Source organism: Flagellimonas maritima (assembly GCF_003269425.1).
In the GTDB taxonomy this organism is placed as follows: Bacteria; Bacteroidota; Bacteroidia; order Flavobacteriales; family Flavobacteriaceae; genus Flagellimonas; species Flagellimonas maritima.
The window spans coordinates 785912-800958 of sequence record NZ_CP030104.1 but is presented as its reverse complement, the minus strand read 5'-3'; the positions used below and the strand labels follow the sequence as shown (position 1 = coordinate 800958).

At 40.6% G+C, this 15047-nt stretch carries 9 protein-coding genes; 1 reads left to right on the top strand and 8 read right to left on the bottom strand.

Going from position 1 to position 15047, the window contains the following annotated elements:
- Positions 1 to 457: 457 nt before the first annotated feature.
- The 8 genes from HME9304_RS03455 to HME9304_RS03420 all read right to left on the bottom strand — a co-directional run bounded on the left by HME9304_RS03455 (position 458) and on the right by HME9304_RS03420 (position 13654).
- A complete protein-coding gene (locus HME9304_RS03455) occupies positions 458 to 1507 on the bottom strand; it encodes a UDP-glucose--hexose-1-phosphate uridylyltransferase (protein WP_112377265.1) in 1050 nt (349 codons plus the stop codon).
- Positions 1504 to 2682: a galactokinase gene (locus HME9304_RS03450; protein WP_112377264.1), complete on the bottom strand. Its 1179-nt coding sequence runs from the start codon at positions 2680 to 2682 to the stop codon at positions 1504 to 1506. The genes HME9304_RS03455 and HME9304_RS03450 overlap by 4 nt, the downstream gene beginning before the upstream one ends.
- Before the next feature lie 183 nt (positions 2683 to 2865).
- Positions 2866 to 6108, bottom strand: a complete 3243-nt coding sequence (gene lacZ / locus HME9304_RS03445) for a beta-galactosidase, LacZ type (protein WP_112377263.1) — start codon at positions 6106 to 6108, stop codon at positions 2866 to 2868.
- Between the two features lie 32 nt (positions 6109 to 6140).
- Positions 6141 to 7577: a purine-cytosine permease family protein gene (locus tag HME9304_RS03440; RefSeq protein ID WP_112377262.1), complete on the bottom strand. Its 1437-nt coding sequence runs from the start codon at positions 7575 to 7577 to the stop codon at positions 6141 to 6143.
- A 51-nt stretch (positions 7578 to 7628) separates the two neighbouring features.
- On the bottom strand, positions 7629 to 8780 hold the full coding sequence (locus HME9304_RS03435; protein ID WP_112377261.1) for an alpha-hydroxy acid oxidase: 1152 nt from the start codon (positions 8778 to 8780) through the stop codon (positions 7629 to 7631).
- 2 nt (positions 8781 to 8782) lie between these two features.
- Positions 8783 to 10177, bottom strand: a complete 1395-nt coding sequence (locus HME9304_RS03430) for an FGGY-family carbohydrate kinase (RefSeq protein ID WP_112377260.1) — start codon at positions 10175 to 10177, stop codon at positions 8783 to 8785.
- A gap of 11 nt (positions 10178 to 10188) precedes the next feature.
- Positions 10189 to 11469 (bottom strand): sugar isomerase, encoded by a 1281-nt coding sequence (locus HME9304_RS03425; protein ID WP_112379711.1) that lies wholly within the window; start codon positions 11467 to 11469, stop codon positions 10189 to 10191.
- Positions 11470 to 11554: 85 nt separating this feature from the next.
- On the bottom strand, positions 11555 to 13654 hold the full coding sequence (locus tag HME9304_RS03420; RefSeq protein ID WP_112377259.1) for a bifunctional aldolase/short-chain dehydrogenase: 2100 nt from the start codon (positions 13652 to 13654) through the stop codon (positions 11555 to 11557).
- Positions 13655 to 13825: 171 nt separating this feature from the next.
- Here HME9304_RS03420 and HME9304_RS03415 point away from each other — a divergent pair, with 171 nt between their 5' ends.
- Positions 13826 to 14878, top strand: coding sequence for a GntR family transcriptional regulator (locus tag HME9304_RS03415; protein WP_112377258.1), 1053 nt, complete (start codon positions 13826 to 13828; stop codon positions 14876 to 14878).
- Positions 14879 to 15047 lie beyond the last annotated feature (169 nt).

The window sequence follows — 15047 nt, the reverse complement described above, 5'->3', positions numbered from 1 at the left end:
GCGACTTAATTAAGTATAGGTTGCAATAGTCAGGAAAAAAAATAAATTAATATTTTTTGTAACTTATTAATATATTGAAATCTATGATGCATTCGATGTTACTTAATTTTGCATATACAACTGTTAAGGCTTTAAATAGTCTTGATATCTAAAAACAAAAATCCCAAACAAGCGAGCTTGATGGGATTTTTATATTTTTATCCACAACACAGTTGTGAATGATGTGGAGCCGGAGGGACTTGAACCTGCCTTTCAAAACCCCTATAAATAAAGACCTTCAGTGATTACAAAAAATATACTCACCGAATAGGTGCATTTTTCTTAGAAAACAAAGTTCGATTCCTTACATAAACCTCAATAAGCATAATTCTTAGTATAGAGATGAGTGTTTTGTTAATATATTCGTTATTCCTAAAATAGTTCTTTTTATGGTGCAAAGGAAATTAGGTAGCTCTTTTTACTTTCTGTTATGATAATGTACAAGACTAAGTGCTTTAAGTGCTTGTGCAGCCTGCTCAGGTGTAATATCACGTTGGGGATTTGCCAACATTTCATAACCTACCATAAACTTTTTAACCGTAGCCGAGCGTAGTAATGGTGGGTAAAAAGCCATATGAAAATGCCATTCTGGATATAATTGGCCGTCAGTAGGAGCTTGATGAATCCCAGCGGAATATGGAAAAGATACTTCAAACAGATTATCGTACATTATGGTGAGCCTTTTATAAGCTTCCGAAAGGGCCATTCGTTCATTCTTTGATAACCCAAGCATATTGGTCACATGGCGCTTACTGATAATCATGGCCTCAAAAGGCCAAATTGCCCAGAAGGGTACTAATCCTACGAAATGTTCATTTTCAAAAAGAATTCGTTCTTCCTTAACCAGCTCCTTTTCAATATAATCTTGTAGCAGTGACTTTTTATGTTTTTCATAATACTTTAACAATTGTTTCCCTTTCTTTTTGGGGTTATATGGAATGGATTCCTGTGCCCAAATCTGTCCATGTGGATGAGGGTTGGAACACCCCATGACCGAGCCTTTGTTCTCAAAGATCTGCACATGGTTTATGTAATCCAATTTTCCCAAGGCTTCATATTCTTGTGCCCAGAGATCGATTACCTCTTTAATGGAGGGTAAATCCATTTCAGGAATAGTCAAATCGTGCCTTGGTGAAAAACAGATTACTTTACATATGCCTCGCTCACTTTTCGCCCTAAATAAGGAGTCTTTCTGAACTTCACTCGCGGGGATGTCAGGTTGCAATGCAGCAAAATCATTAACAAAAGAAAAAGTGTCCGTGTACTTTGGGTTTTGCTTGCCGTTAGCTCTGGTATTGCCGGGGCACAAATAGCATTTGGAGTCATAATCAGGTCGCATAACTTCACTTACCTTTTCCTCTTGTCCCTGCCAAGGACGTTTGGCACGATGGGGTGAAACTTGAACCCATTCACCGGTTAGCGGATTATAACGACGATGTGAATGTTCTTGTAGATTGAATTGATTCATACTTCTTGGTTGATGATATGCGTGCCGTTGGTCAACTGTATCTGATAACACTCTAGATGAATTTGATATACTTCCAAATAAGCTTTTTGAAATTCTTCTGCAACTTTTTCGATTTCCGATTTTTTTACCAAATTAATGGTACATCCTCCAAAACCACCACCCATCATTCGGGCGCCTATAACTGCTGGATGTGCTATGGCCAAATCTACGAGGAAATCCAATTCTTTACAGCTAACTTCATATTTTTCGGATAGGCCTTTATGCGATTCATACAATAATGACCCCAATTGGAGTGCCTGCCCTTCCTTAAGTGCTGTACTGGCTTTGAGAACTCTTTTGTTTTCTTCAATGACATAGGAACAGCGTTGAAAAATTACTTCTAAAAATTGTACTTTCATTCGCTCCAACATTTCAATACTGACATTTCTTAAGCTTTTAACTTCGGGGTGGGTCTTTTGCAAGATTCTGACTCCTGTGTCACATTCCAATCGACGTTGGTTGTATTGGGATTCCGCCAATGAATGTTTGACCTTCGAGTTGCACAAAAGAATCTGATAACCTTCAATGGCCCAAGGAGAATAAACATAGTCCAAAGACCTGCAATCCAATTGAATCAAATGGGCTTTCTTTCCCATGACGTTTGCAAATTGATCCATTATGCCACATTGGACTCCTACAAAATTGTGCTCGGCTTGTTGTCCCGCTTTGATAATTTCTAACTTCCCTAGATTTAAATTAAAAAGATGGTCCAGTGCAAATCCAGTACCACATTCCAAGGCAGCTGAAGAGGAGAGGCCCGCTCCAATCGGAATGTCGCCACCAAAGACCATATCAAATCCCAAAATTTTACATTGAGCTTTTTGCAATTCTTCAACCACCCCCAAAATATAATTTGCCCACGGCAGGGAAATCGGTTGGACTTCATTCAATTTTACATCAGTTTCCTCACCCAAATCCAATGAATGGAGTCTTATAACATCTTGATCATTTTTGGCAATTGCAAAATAAATTCCTTTGTCAATTGCGCCAGGCATCACAAATCCTTCGTTATAATCGGTATGTTCGCCAATAAGATTGATTCTTCCTGGTGAAAAAATCAACTTGAAGACTTCGCCGTATCGTTCTCTGAAAGCATTTTGTACAGTATTGAGGATATTCTTATCGTATAGTATCATTCTATTGTGAAAAGTGTATATAAATAAAAATTACCAAGGCACTTATCGATACGCTCGTTACGCTGATATATTTAAAAGGGTAAATTCCTATATCCTTGGTGTAGACTTGTCGGTAGGCTTTATTTCCTATCAATAAAACAATACCTAAAGAGAAAACTATACTTATATTCACTTTTTGTAATATTAGGGTTGTTGTGAATCATTAGGAGGGGACACCCGGCTTTTAATGCTATCATCTTCAATAGGTTGGATAAAGTATCTGTAACTATAATCTTTGGCGGGTACCCTAAATTCTTCATGAGGCAATGCATTCATGGACCAGCTGTCATCACCGCCCACTCCCATCTGCATTAAATCAATGTTCAATGTAATATAATCTTCAGGTTTGAGATCATAGGTATGAAGGGCCTCATCAATGTTTTTGGTAGAGTAGGGCCATGCGCTTACACTAAGATTGGTTTCAATTCCTCCTATATATAAGCCTTTCCCCTTATTGTTGGAAAGTGTGAACCAACGTACATCGGTTTTGTTTCCACTCTCTTGAGGTCTTATGTATGATTCATAATCTTTTGACACCGATTTGGAATAGTGCCCAACGGCCGCTCCCAGATTTCGGTCGTTATAGTTTTCATGGGGACCTTTTCCATACCATTGAAAACGGTCCAAATCTTTGGTAACTTGAACTTGCATTCCATACTTAGGAAGCATGGGTAGATTAGCATCTTTTTTGACTTTGCATGAATTTTCAATACTTATGGTACCATCTGAGAAGATGTTGTATTCTAGGTCCAACTTCATTTTTGACGCCGCAATCTGATAAGAAATAGATATAGAGTAATGTCTGTCATCTATCTTTTTAGTCCTAAAGGATATCAACTCTCTAGCTTCACTTGCCTTTTTCCAGATAGAAAGCTTTTCGGGTGTTCTCCCTCCACCACGGTCATTGTCAGTGGTAGGGCGCCAAAAATGGGGAATCATTCCTCCAATAATTAATACTGAACCTTTATAGGTATAGGAAACAAGCTCACCTGTGTTTTGATTAAGGGATACCGAAAATGCATCGGTTGACAAGGTGATATTGGTATCCGTCTCATTGACATGAAGTGTGGTTGTTTTTTCAATAGCCCGATTTTGTAGCTCTATTTCATATGGAAGCTTGAACTGTTCCCATGCCACTTCGTGTCCTTTTGATGCCCACGGCGCTGCTCCTTTAAGCGTGAAGGACACTTTAAGAAAATACTCAACATTTGCCTTTGGCTCAGGTTTGGAGATGGGCAACTTGATTTCCCGTGTGTTTTTTGGTTTTATGTTAAGGTCATCCACTTTTCCTGATTGGATGGTGACGCCATCTTCTTGCACTTCCCAAATTAGTTCGAAGGCGTTAAGGTTGGTAAAATTATGGTGGTTGTGTATTTGAATTATTCCTTCCCCAATATTGATGTCGGTAACCTCTATCGGCTGAAAGATTTTTTTGCATTCCCAAAGGGCCGGTTGGGGAGTACGGTCTGGATTTACGATACCATTCAAACAAAAGTTCTTATCGTTGATCTTGGTATCGCCCATATCACCTCCGTAAGCATAATATGGCGTTCCATCTTTGGTCTTTTGTAACAAACCTTGGTCCACCCAATCCCAAATATAACCTCCAATCATCCGTTTGTTGGCGCGGATGGCATCCCAAAACTTGAATAAATTCCCGGTGGAATTTCCCATCGAATGTGCATATTCACACCAAATTACAGCCCTATGGTCTTCTTGTAAATTAGCCATTTCCACCATAGGATCGATGGGCATGTACATCCTGCTCATCATATCCACATAATCGGGGTCTTTTAAGAATTCCTTTCCTGCATGGTTCAAGGTCTGCGCCCCTTCGTAGTGAACAAAACGGGTATTGTCATAATTCTTTATCCACCCAGCCATAGCTTGATGGTTTGGACCGGATCCCGATTCATTGCCCAATGACCAAAAAATGATGGACGGATGGTTTTTATCGCGCTCGACCATTCTTGTGGCCCTTTCCAAAAAAGCGCTTCCCCATTCCGATTGATTGCTAAGAAACCCTCCAAGTTGATGGGTCTCCAAATTGGCCTCATCCATTACATAGATGCCGTATTCATCGCATAGCTCATACCACCTAGGGTCATTTGGATAATGCGAGGTTCGAACGGCATTGATGTTGAACCGCTTCATGGTAAGGATATCTTTTAGCATCAAATCCTCATCTATTACCTTACCGTTTACAGTGTCATGATCATGTCGGTTAACGCCATAAAGTAATACCGAAACACCGTTGACAAATAATTCCCCATCTTTTAATTCAACCTCCCTGAAACCAATTTTTGTACTTCGATATTCTTTTATGGAACCTTCACGATCCTTAAGGTAAAAGACCAAGGTGTACAGATTGGGCCGTTCCGAACTCCACTTTTTAGGATTTGGTATTTCCACTTCGAACAGGCCGAATTTTGGCTTTCCACGCTGGTTATAATATTCACGGGTTATTTCTTTTAAAGACTTGGTAAGATTTTGACTAAGAACAGGATTCGCTTCATCATCAAAAAGCTGGGCTTCAAGTTGCCAACCCTCAATATCCTGGTTGTTATGGATTTTGATTTTTGGACGAATCTGTAGTGTTGCATCCCGATAGGTTTCGTCCAGGTCCGTCTTCACAAAAAAGTCGTAAAGTTGCACTTTGGGCGATGCAGTTATAAAAACATCCCTTTGGATGCCACTAAGCCGCCAATGGTCCTGATCCTCAAGGTAGACACCATCGCTCCATCGGTAAACCTGAACGGCCAGTAAATTTTCACCTTCTTTTAAATAAGGTGTAATATCATATTCTGAAGGGAGCATACTATCTTGACCATATCCTATATGGTTTCCGTTCACCCAAACATGAAATGCTGAACTTACCCCTCCAAATTGAAGCGTAATTTGCATGTTTTTCCAGTCTTCGGGAACCTCAAAAGTAGTGCGATAGCTTCCCGTGGGGTTATCATCATCTGGCACCAAAGGTGGATTTACGGGAACAAACGGGTATCTAACATTGGTGTAAATAGCGGTGCCATACCCGTGTAATTCCCAATTGGAAGGCACCGGTATTTCATTCCAGTCGGCATCAGTATAGTCTTCCTTAAAGAAATTATTTGGAGCCTCTTCCGGAATAGGAGCCCAAGAAAATTTCCAATTTCCGTTCAACGACTTGTAGCGTTTGGATTCTTTTCGAATGGCTTCAAGCGCTGCCCCTTCGCTTTCGTATGAAATTGAAGTAGCACGTGAAGGCAATCTGTTGATTGAGGTAATTGTGGGATCTTCGTAGTGGTTGTTTTGTGGCTGCTGAAAACCAAATGTTGGGCATGTTAGAAAAAAAATACCTATTGAAGAAAAGAGTCCGGAGAAATACATACGGTGCAAATAATTCATAAAAATAAAGATACCTACGTCTTAACGAATGCTTATCCTGTACTCTCCTGTATCCGTTTAGTTTGTTTACTCTGGAATATTTTACTGAAGATTAGATATAATGCTCCACAACATAACCAAGCGGGTAGCGTGACAAAGGAAAGAAAAACATCAAATACTTCGGATATTGTATAGAATATTCCAAAGCTGATACCCCAAGCCAATAGTACGGATACGTTAAAGGACACTTTTGTCAATTCTGCATAAAAGGATTGAATTCCAAAGCGCTTTGCGAAAAAATGTTCAAATACGATTATGGCTCCAAAAGGTGCCAAAATGAATCCATAGAGAGCGACAAAGCCTAAAAGCTTCATCGCAAATGCAGGAAAAATTCCGGCAATAGTTGCCACTGTCCCTGCAATTATGGTGACCCAAAAAGTGGATACCTTGGGAATAATGGCCTGAAATGCCAATCCAGCCCTGTAAATTGTTGGATTGGCGGTGGTCCAGCCTGCCAATACTACAGCAATCAATCCAAAAATACCTATAGCATTGTTGGCCAATGGTCCCGGAGCCACGGGTGGAGCTTCCCCATTGGAAAGGAATGCCTGTGCCTCGGGAGTCCTTAAATATACCGCATAAAGTAAGGCTGCTGCTATCCAGGCCATATAGTGGCCTACGTACATACCAGCGGCAGTGGTCCATCCCGAACTTGCTTTTTTTGAAAACCGAAAAACAGAAAGATCGGACATCCCAATATGCATAGCAGCATTCGCGAACCATGACCATAACACCACATGCCAAAAAGTATATTTTATCTGTCCTGGAAAAGGCTCTGAGCCCGAACCCCAAATATTCCAAAAATCGGTAAAACTTTTTACTCCTAACTGATTTAGTGCAACTATTCCACATGCCAAGAAAGCGATTACAATCGAAGGTGACATCCAATTGGCAGCTTTGGAGACTGTGTCATAGCCACGCGCGGCAATCAAAGAAATCACTGCCCCAATAGCAACAACAATAAGTATCCACGTAACTCCGTTAGGCATGGTGTCCGACAATCGCGGCATTTCAATAGCAAAGGGAATCCCTACAGCGGTAGCGGAAACGGTAATCATAGATCCCGCCAAAAAACAAAAAAGAATACCGTTGGCTAGATTATAACCTGTAACCAGTTTTTTACCACAAATTTTTTCTAAATGGTAATATAGGGTCAATCGATATTTTGTCGCAATTTCTGCTGTGAGAAAACGCCAACTTAGAACGGCTAAAAGGTTGCCAATCAATAGTCCAACTATTAGATCAAAGGCACTTACACCAGCTGTTAGGAATAGAGGTCCGATCATAAACTCGGTTCCAGCCGCGTGTTCGCCGGCATACATTCCCAAGAAACTCTTCCATCCTTTCCGTTTTTTCGATGGAACTGGTGCTCTTTCGAATTCGCCGCCTGCAATTTCCTCTATGTCCTCGTCTATGTTAAACTGACTCATATGGTTGTATTAAGCCCAATGGACTGATTGAATTCTTTGGTTTGTTTCTGTTCATGAATGAATTAAATGCTTTGGAAAATCCTCAACTTTTTCACAGCAAAGCTGTTCCATGACCTGTTGAAGTTGGGTCTTTAGGATAGCAATAGTATGGTTCCCACCCTGTTTTCCAAGTGCTGCTACTCCGTACATAAATGATCTTCCCAAAAAGGTAAATTGTGCTCCACTTGCCAAGGATCTGGCCATATCGGGACCAGAGCGTATTCCGCTGTCCATCATTACAGTAATTTGCTCTCCATATTTGGCAGCTATTCTGGTCAACGGTTTTATGGATGCTTCGCCGGCATCCAACTGTCGCCCCCCATGATTGGAAACAATGATACCGTCCAATCCCAAGCTAATAGCTTTTTCGGCATCTTCCTCATTGGCCACACCTTTCAAAACAATTTTGCCTTTCCATAAATCGCGTATGGGCTTAATGCGTTCTTCGTTCAATCTTCCGTTAAAGGTTTGGTTCATAAATTGCCCCAATTGCTTCAGATTCAAATTTTTGGGCATATATGGTTTCAGTGATTCAAAACTGGGTTGTCCAATACGTAAAGTTTCTAACGCCCATGTAGGTCTTCCAAGAACTTGAAAGATATTCTTGAGCGACATGCTCGGTGGCATGGCTAGTCCGTTTCGAATATCCCTTGGTCGATATCCAAATGTGGGTACATCGCATAGCAGGACTAGTACTGGGTACCCTGATGCCTCGGCACGTTGTAAGATATCGTCACGTAATTCATCTTTGGCAGGTCTATACAGCTGGAACCAAGCTTTTCCCTCGGTAAGCTCACCGATACGTTCTATACCACTCGTAGTCACCGTACTGAGTATAAAGGGAACATTGTGCTTTAGGGCTGCCTTTGCCAGTATTTCAGGTGAATTTGGCCACATCAATCCCTGTAGGCCTACTGGCGCAATTCCAAAAGGGGCATCATACTCCACGCCGAAAAGTGTTGTCTTCATGCTTGACTGTGTATGTTCGGTCAAGTAGTTGGGGCGAAGGGTTATTTTTCGAAGTTGGGCGGTATTTTGATAAAGGTTGACATCTTCATTACAACCACCGTCAAGATATTCAAAAGCAAACTTTGGAATACGTTTCTTAGCTTTTTTTCGAAGGTCCTCAATGGAAGGATAGTTTTTGTTGTAGTTCCAGGTCATGGTTATCGTTTGTTCTCTAGAATTTGTAAGGGCATTAGCTTTTTCATTCGATACCGTTCCTTAAAAAAGCTTTTGTCCAATTTTTCGTTGCCCATTACCATGGCAGCGCCCAGGGCAGAACCCAATGGTGACTGCGTGGTACGTACTTTGTATTGTTTGAAATGATTTGCGATTAATTTCACAAAGATGTCATTGTCGGTAAAGCCACCGTCAATATAGATTTTCTTGATGGGTGAATTACCAATAGCACGTTTTATGGTTTGGTATTGTAGTCGCAACAACTCGAACATCAACTGGTGGTAACCTTCTTCAAAACTGTCAAATACACTTAAATTGGTATTTTTGGCCCTTTCATGTTTCAATTGAATGCCTTCAAACTTAAAGTGTGGAGCGGTATTTTCCTGTATTTTTCGGTAGATATCAAAATCGAACTTCATTCCTCGATGATGGCCATCAGATTTGTTGAAATGTTCTGTCAACTTCTTTACTTGCAACTTGTATTCATTTCCCATAAAAAAGCGTGAAGCCCGTACAGGATTACCATCAATGCGCATATAATGTAAGCAGTTATGCCCTAGGTCTTCGATGGTAAGAGAATTTTCGGTAAAAGGATTCATGGCAACCGACCAAGTGCCCGTCGAGAGCAGTAAAAATGGTTTATGTTCTCCCATAAGATAGGGAAAGAGGGCAGCGGAACTATCGTGAATGCCAACTCCAATTTTCAAAGACGCACCTTTATGGTGCAAGTTGACACTGGTCTTGGTAGAAACTACAGGCGGAAGCATGGTTTCCAAACCTTCATCATAGACCCATCGGTGATAATCTTGCTTGCTATAATCCCATAAATTGGTATGGCAGCCAATGCTTGTGTAGTCGCTTACCGGAATTCCTGTAAAAAGGTAAGATAAATACTGTGGAAGATGCAACGAATAGCGTATTTGTTGAAAAATACCTGGTTGCACTCGCTTCAACCAAAACAATTGCAATCCTGAATTGAGCATGCCTGATTGTGGTGAAGCTGTTTCAACAGCTATATGGTCTTTACTTCCATATTTAGCGTAAAATTCCTCTAGAATATGCGAAGGAATGGGTTTTAAATAATTATACAAAGGTGTAAGTACTTTGCCGTGCTTATCTAAATGTACCAAACTGGCACCGTAGGTTGAAAAATTAATGCTGCCAACGTTGAACTTTTTGGCGTGCGAGATTCGGTCAAAGCATTCCTTGAGCCAGGTTTGAAGTGCAGAAAGGTCTTCTGTTGGGAAACCATCTTCATCTGCAATTTCGTCAAGCCGTACATATTCTTTATGGACCTCTCGGTAGTTTTTATCAAATAGGAAGAATTTTTTATTGGTCCTGCCGATGTCAAATATTGCTGTTACGTTTTCTTTTGCCATAAAAAAAATCCTTAAAGTCCTGATGCCACAGTATGCAATCCCCGTTCTTTAATCAGCTGATTTCGAATATTCAAGGAGCGATAAGAGGCAATAGGTTCTATGGCGGCACTGCTGCACAAACGTGCTTCTCGTAATAATGGTCTCACATCGGTACGATAGGCATCTTGTAGAATTTCTTGACAAAGTGTTGCATCTTGTTGTTTTTGAGCTTCTTGTAAACCCTTTTGGTCGACCAATAATGCTTGTGCATAGGCAATTTGGATGGCTTCTAGCGATTGCAAGAGGTCTTCTAGCGGGTCTTTGATATTGTGACTGGCATCAATCATCCAAGCAGGCGATGGATTATTGGGATTGTTCTCCATTCCATAAACCAATTCATTCCAAATTAAAAAAAGAGCATAGGGTTTTACAGAACCTACGGTAAGGTCATCATCACCATATTTACTGTCATTAAAATGGAACCCACCAAGCTTACCTTTCATCATCAAAGTGGCAACAATCTGTTCAATATTGGTATTTGGTAAATGATGGCCTAGGTCTACGAGAGTATATGCCCGTTGACCGCAACCTTCGGCCAGCATCAAGGAAGTTCCCCAATCTTGAATAACAGTGCTATAAAAGTTAGGTTCATAGGGTTTGTATTCGATGAAGAGCTTCCAGTCATCGGGCATGGACTTATAGATATGCTTTAGACTCTCTTTAGTGTTTTGCAATGCTTCCTGAAAATTCTGCTGCCCAGGAAAATTACTTCCATCCGCCAACCACACTGTTAGACTATTGGAGCCCAGTTTTTTGCCAGTATCAATGACTTCAAGGTTATGCTGAATGGCAATTTCCCGAACAGAGGAATCCGTATTGCACAAAGAGCCGAACCTATAGCTTTTATTCATGCTCGGCTGGTCTTGGAAAGTATTGGAGTTGACCGCGTCAAACTTTATATCCAAGGAGGCAGCCAATTCTTTGATAGCGTTGTAATCTTTAGGGATATCCCATGGAATGTGTAGCGATATGGCACCTGCCGTGTTGGTTAGTGCGTGAATTATGCCTACATCACTTATTTTATTTTCTAAAGAAGCGGGTTCACCTTGATATGAAAACCTTCCAAAACGAGTACCTCCTGCACCCAACGCCCAACTGGGGATGGCCACTTGTAGTTCTTGTAGCTTTTTTATAACGTCATTTACTTGAACACCTTTTTTTTCAAGACTCTGCGCAAGAAAATGATATTCGGGTTTATGGGTTTCGATGAACCTACTGTTTTGTTCATTCAGTATTTCTGCGTTTAACTTCATTTCCATTTTTTTGAATGATGGCAAAGAAATGTCGAACTCTATTAAAGGTACAACATCCACTGGTCTTTGTTGCTGCAAAGACGGGTTAGCGGACAAAGGCGTTGGCCATTCCACCATCAACGTTTATGGTGTTGCCCGTACTTTTATCCAATATGGCCACCAAGGAAAATACAGCATTGGCCACATCCTCCGGTAAAATAATCTCGTTAAGTAAGTTACGCTTTGCATAATGGCTTGGCAGTTCATCAACCGAAACACCATAAGCTTTTGCCCTTCCTTCGGCCCATTCGCCTTCCCATATTTTGCTTCCAACAATAACTCCATCAGGATTTACGGTATTCACGCGAATCTTATCAGCACCAAGTTCAGCTGCTAAAAGTCGGGTCATATGTAGTTGTGCTGCTTTGGCCGTCCCGTAACCAACATTGTTGGGGCCGGCGACAAGTCCATTTTTACTTGCAATGTTGACCATGTTGCCTCCCAAACCTTGTTTTTTCATGATGTCTGAACCAAATTGTGCCAATAGAAACTGCCCTTTAACCAATACATCCTGTAATAATTGCCAATCCGTCATAGTGGTTTCTTCCAAAGGTTTGGAAATGGCTAAACCGGCGGAATGGATTACGACATCAACCCCTCCAAAGTTCAAACAAGATAAATCGAACATTTTTTCAATGGAAGTGGTATTCGTAACGTCGCAAATGGTTTGTATGGCCTCATCCTTGCCCATCGACTTGGTCGTTTCTTTCAAGGCTTCTTGATTGACATCGGTCATTACCACGTTGGCACCTTCCGCAACTAATTTTTCCGCGATGGCTTTTCCTATGCCACCTGCAGCGCCAGTTATGATGGCTATTTTTCGAGAAAGAGGCTTTTCCTTTGGCATTCGCTGTAATTTTGCTTCTTCCAATAACCAATATTCAATATCGAAGGCCTCTTGCCTTGGTAGTGCAACATATGTTGAAATGGCTTCTGCACCCCGCATCACGTTGATAGCGTTGATGTAGAACTCACTTGCTACCCGTGCCGTTTGTTTGTTTTTTGCAAAGGTGAACATACCGACTCCTGGATAAATGATCACCACCGGATTTGGGTCACGCACGGCAGGGCTATTGCTGTGTTTGCATCCTTCATAATACTCCTTGTAATCATTGCGATAATCTTCAAACTGGGGCTGAAGTATCTGGACCGTTGCATTGAAGTTGTCCAAGCTTTCTTCCTTATCCAAGGACAAAACTAAGGGCTTGATTTTAGTACGAAGGAAATGATCAGGGCAAGAAGTACCAAGTGGTGCAAGTTTTTCAAGGTCGTTGCTATTGATGAACTCCAGTACCCGCTCTTCATCGGTAAAATGCCCAATCATGTTATTTTCACTTGAGCAAAGACCCCTTAAAATGGGTGCTAGTTTAGCGGCTTGTTCTATTCGTTTTCCCGATGGAAGACTTTCAAGTTTTTGTCCGCCAAATACTTTGCCATTCTTTTTAACGTGACCCTCTATATATTCCGAAGCTATCTCGATGACCTCAAGGCTGTTCAAGTAACACTCATACGAGCTATCGCCCCAAGTAAAAAGACCATGGCTCTCCAAAACAATTCCTCTAATGCCGGGATTCTCTTTTAGACATTTTTCAAGTTGTAACCCTAAATCAAAACCAGGCCGTTGCCAAGGTACCCAACCCATGGTATCGCCCCATATCTCTCGCGTAATTTTTTTACTATTCTTCGTTGCCGCTATTGCAATCAAAGCATCAGGGTGTAAATGGTCTATATGCTTGAACGGGAGGAGTCCATGCAAAGGTGTATCTATCGAAGGTGCTTTACTATCCAAATCAAACAGGCAATGGTTGAACAATCCTACCATTTCATCTTCATGTTCAAGTCCTCGGTACACATTTTTTAAGTTTCTCAGTCTTTCCGTGTATAGACCAGCAATACCTTGCCTGGTTAAGGTGCCTATATCGCCACCAGACCCTTTCACCCACATTACCTCTACTTCTTTATTGCTCAACGGGTCTTTTTCGATGGTTTTACAGCTTGTATTTCCACCTCCGTAGTTGGTTATACGTAAATCTGAACCTAAAATATTGGAACGGTATAAAAAAAGTGCCACTTCGTCATTTTCTAACGAAGCGGCCTTTGTATCATCCCATAAATAATCGACGTGATTATATGTTCTTGTTTGCATAGTTTTGAAGTGTTTTATACCACTTTCAAGACGAAAATAGGATAAGCGATGGGTTTAGGCATCCTGTACTATACTGTCTTGTCAAGATACTCAAAACTTATGAATCTACTTTTTATTAATACTTTTGAATTTGAATTTATTTCGAATAAGACCTAAATAGAATACAGAGTCATGGCTTTCAATAGTATCGAACATATCAAGGTGGATGTAAATTCTAGGATTCCAAAGTATAGACAGATTGTCGACTCGATAATGGAAGCGATTGGAAAGGGTTTTTTGGAAAAAGGCGAAAAGATTCCCTCGATAAATGAAGTAAGTGAGGAGTGTTTGCTTTCACGTGATACAGTGGAAAAGGCCTATGGTATTTTGAGGAAACAAAACATCATCGAATCTGTAAAAGGAAAAGGATATTATGTAGCAAGGGCCGATTTTTCATCAAAGACCAAGGTTCTGTTCCTTATCAATAAACTGAGTTCGTACAAAATGAGAATCTTCAACTCTTTTGTGCAGGCTTTGGGATCAAAGGCTCAAGTGGATGTGTATATATACCATTGTGAGCCTTCGGTATTCAAAAATATATTGGCAAAGAAGGCGAAAGAGTATGACCAATTTGTGATTATGCCCCATTTTAAAAATGAAAACTTGCAGCATATGGGGTGTACTGATGAAATTTTGGAGGTAGTCCGAAAAATTCCTGAAGAAAAATTGATTATTATGGACAGAAATATCTTGAGTCTCTCCATGAAAGCCGGTCGAATCTACCAAGACTTTTCGGGGGACATTTACGCTGCATTGTCCATTGGACTGGACAAACTAAAAAAATATCAAAAAATCATTCTCGTCTACCCCTCAAAATCGGTGTATCCCTATCCCAAGGGCATTGTTACGGGTTTCAAGAAATTCTGTATTGAACACACTTTTGATTATGAGGTTTTGGATGAAATTTATGATAGTATGGAGCTACAGCTCAAAGATCTGTTTATTATTATTGAAGAAACGGATTTGGTAAACCTCGTTAAGCAATTAAGGGATCGGCATTATAAATTTGGCGAGGATATTGGAATTATCTCCTACAATGATACCCCACTCAAAGAACTTTTGGGAATAACCGTAATCAGCACGGATTTTACAAAAATGGGAACCGAAGCTGCGAAAATGATTTTGGAGAACAAGAAGACCAAAAAAAAAAACGACTTCAATCTTATAGACAGACATTCCGTCTAATACTTTCTTATCCTTCAAAAATTTCGAAGCACTTTCTTGGATTTTACGCATTGCTTAAATCAAAATACCCCCACAGTACAGTACAGGATGGATAGTATTTTGCAAGGTTATATTATTGTTACGTGATTGATAAATATGCAAAAATAAGTGTAGGTTTTTGACTACATGA

Bases quoted from the DNA above. Each gene is read 5' to 3' on its own strand.
- HME9304_RS03455 (WP_112377265.1), bottom strand. From the start codon at position 1,507: ATGAATCAATTCAATCTACAAGAACATTCACATCGTCGTTATAATCCG.
- HME9304_RS03450 (WP_112377264.1), bottom strand. From the start codon at position 2,682: ATGATACTATACGATAAGAATATCCTCAATACTGTACAAAATGCTTTC.
- lacZ (WP_112377263.1), bottom strand. From the start codon at position 6,108: ATGAATTATTTGCACCGTATGTATTTCTCCGGACTCTTTTCTTCAATA.
- HME9304_RS03440 (WP_112377262.1), bottom strand. From the start codon at position 7,577: ATGAGTCAGTTTAACATAGACGAGGACATAGAGGAAATTGCAGGCGGC.
- HME9304_RS03435 (WP_112377261.1), bottom strand. From the start codon at position 8,780: ATGACCTGGAACTACAACAAAAACTATCCTTCCATTGAGGACCTTCGA.
- HME9304_RS03430 (WP_112377260.1), bottom strand. From the start codon at position 10,177: ATGGCAAAAGAAAACGTAACAGCAATATTTGACATCGGCAGGACCAAT.
- HME9304_RS03425 (WP_112379711.1), bottom strand. From the start codon at position 11,469: ATGAAGTTAAACGCAGAAATACTGAATGAACAAAACAGTAGGTTCATC.
- HME9304_RS03420 (WP_112377259.1), bottom strand. From the start codon at position 13,654: ATGCAAACAAGAACATATAATCACGTCGATTATTTATGGGATGATACA.
- HME9304_RS03415 (WP_112377258.1), top strand. From the start codon at position 13,826: ATGGCTTTCAATAGTATCGAACATATCAAGGTGGATGTAAATTCTAGG.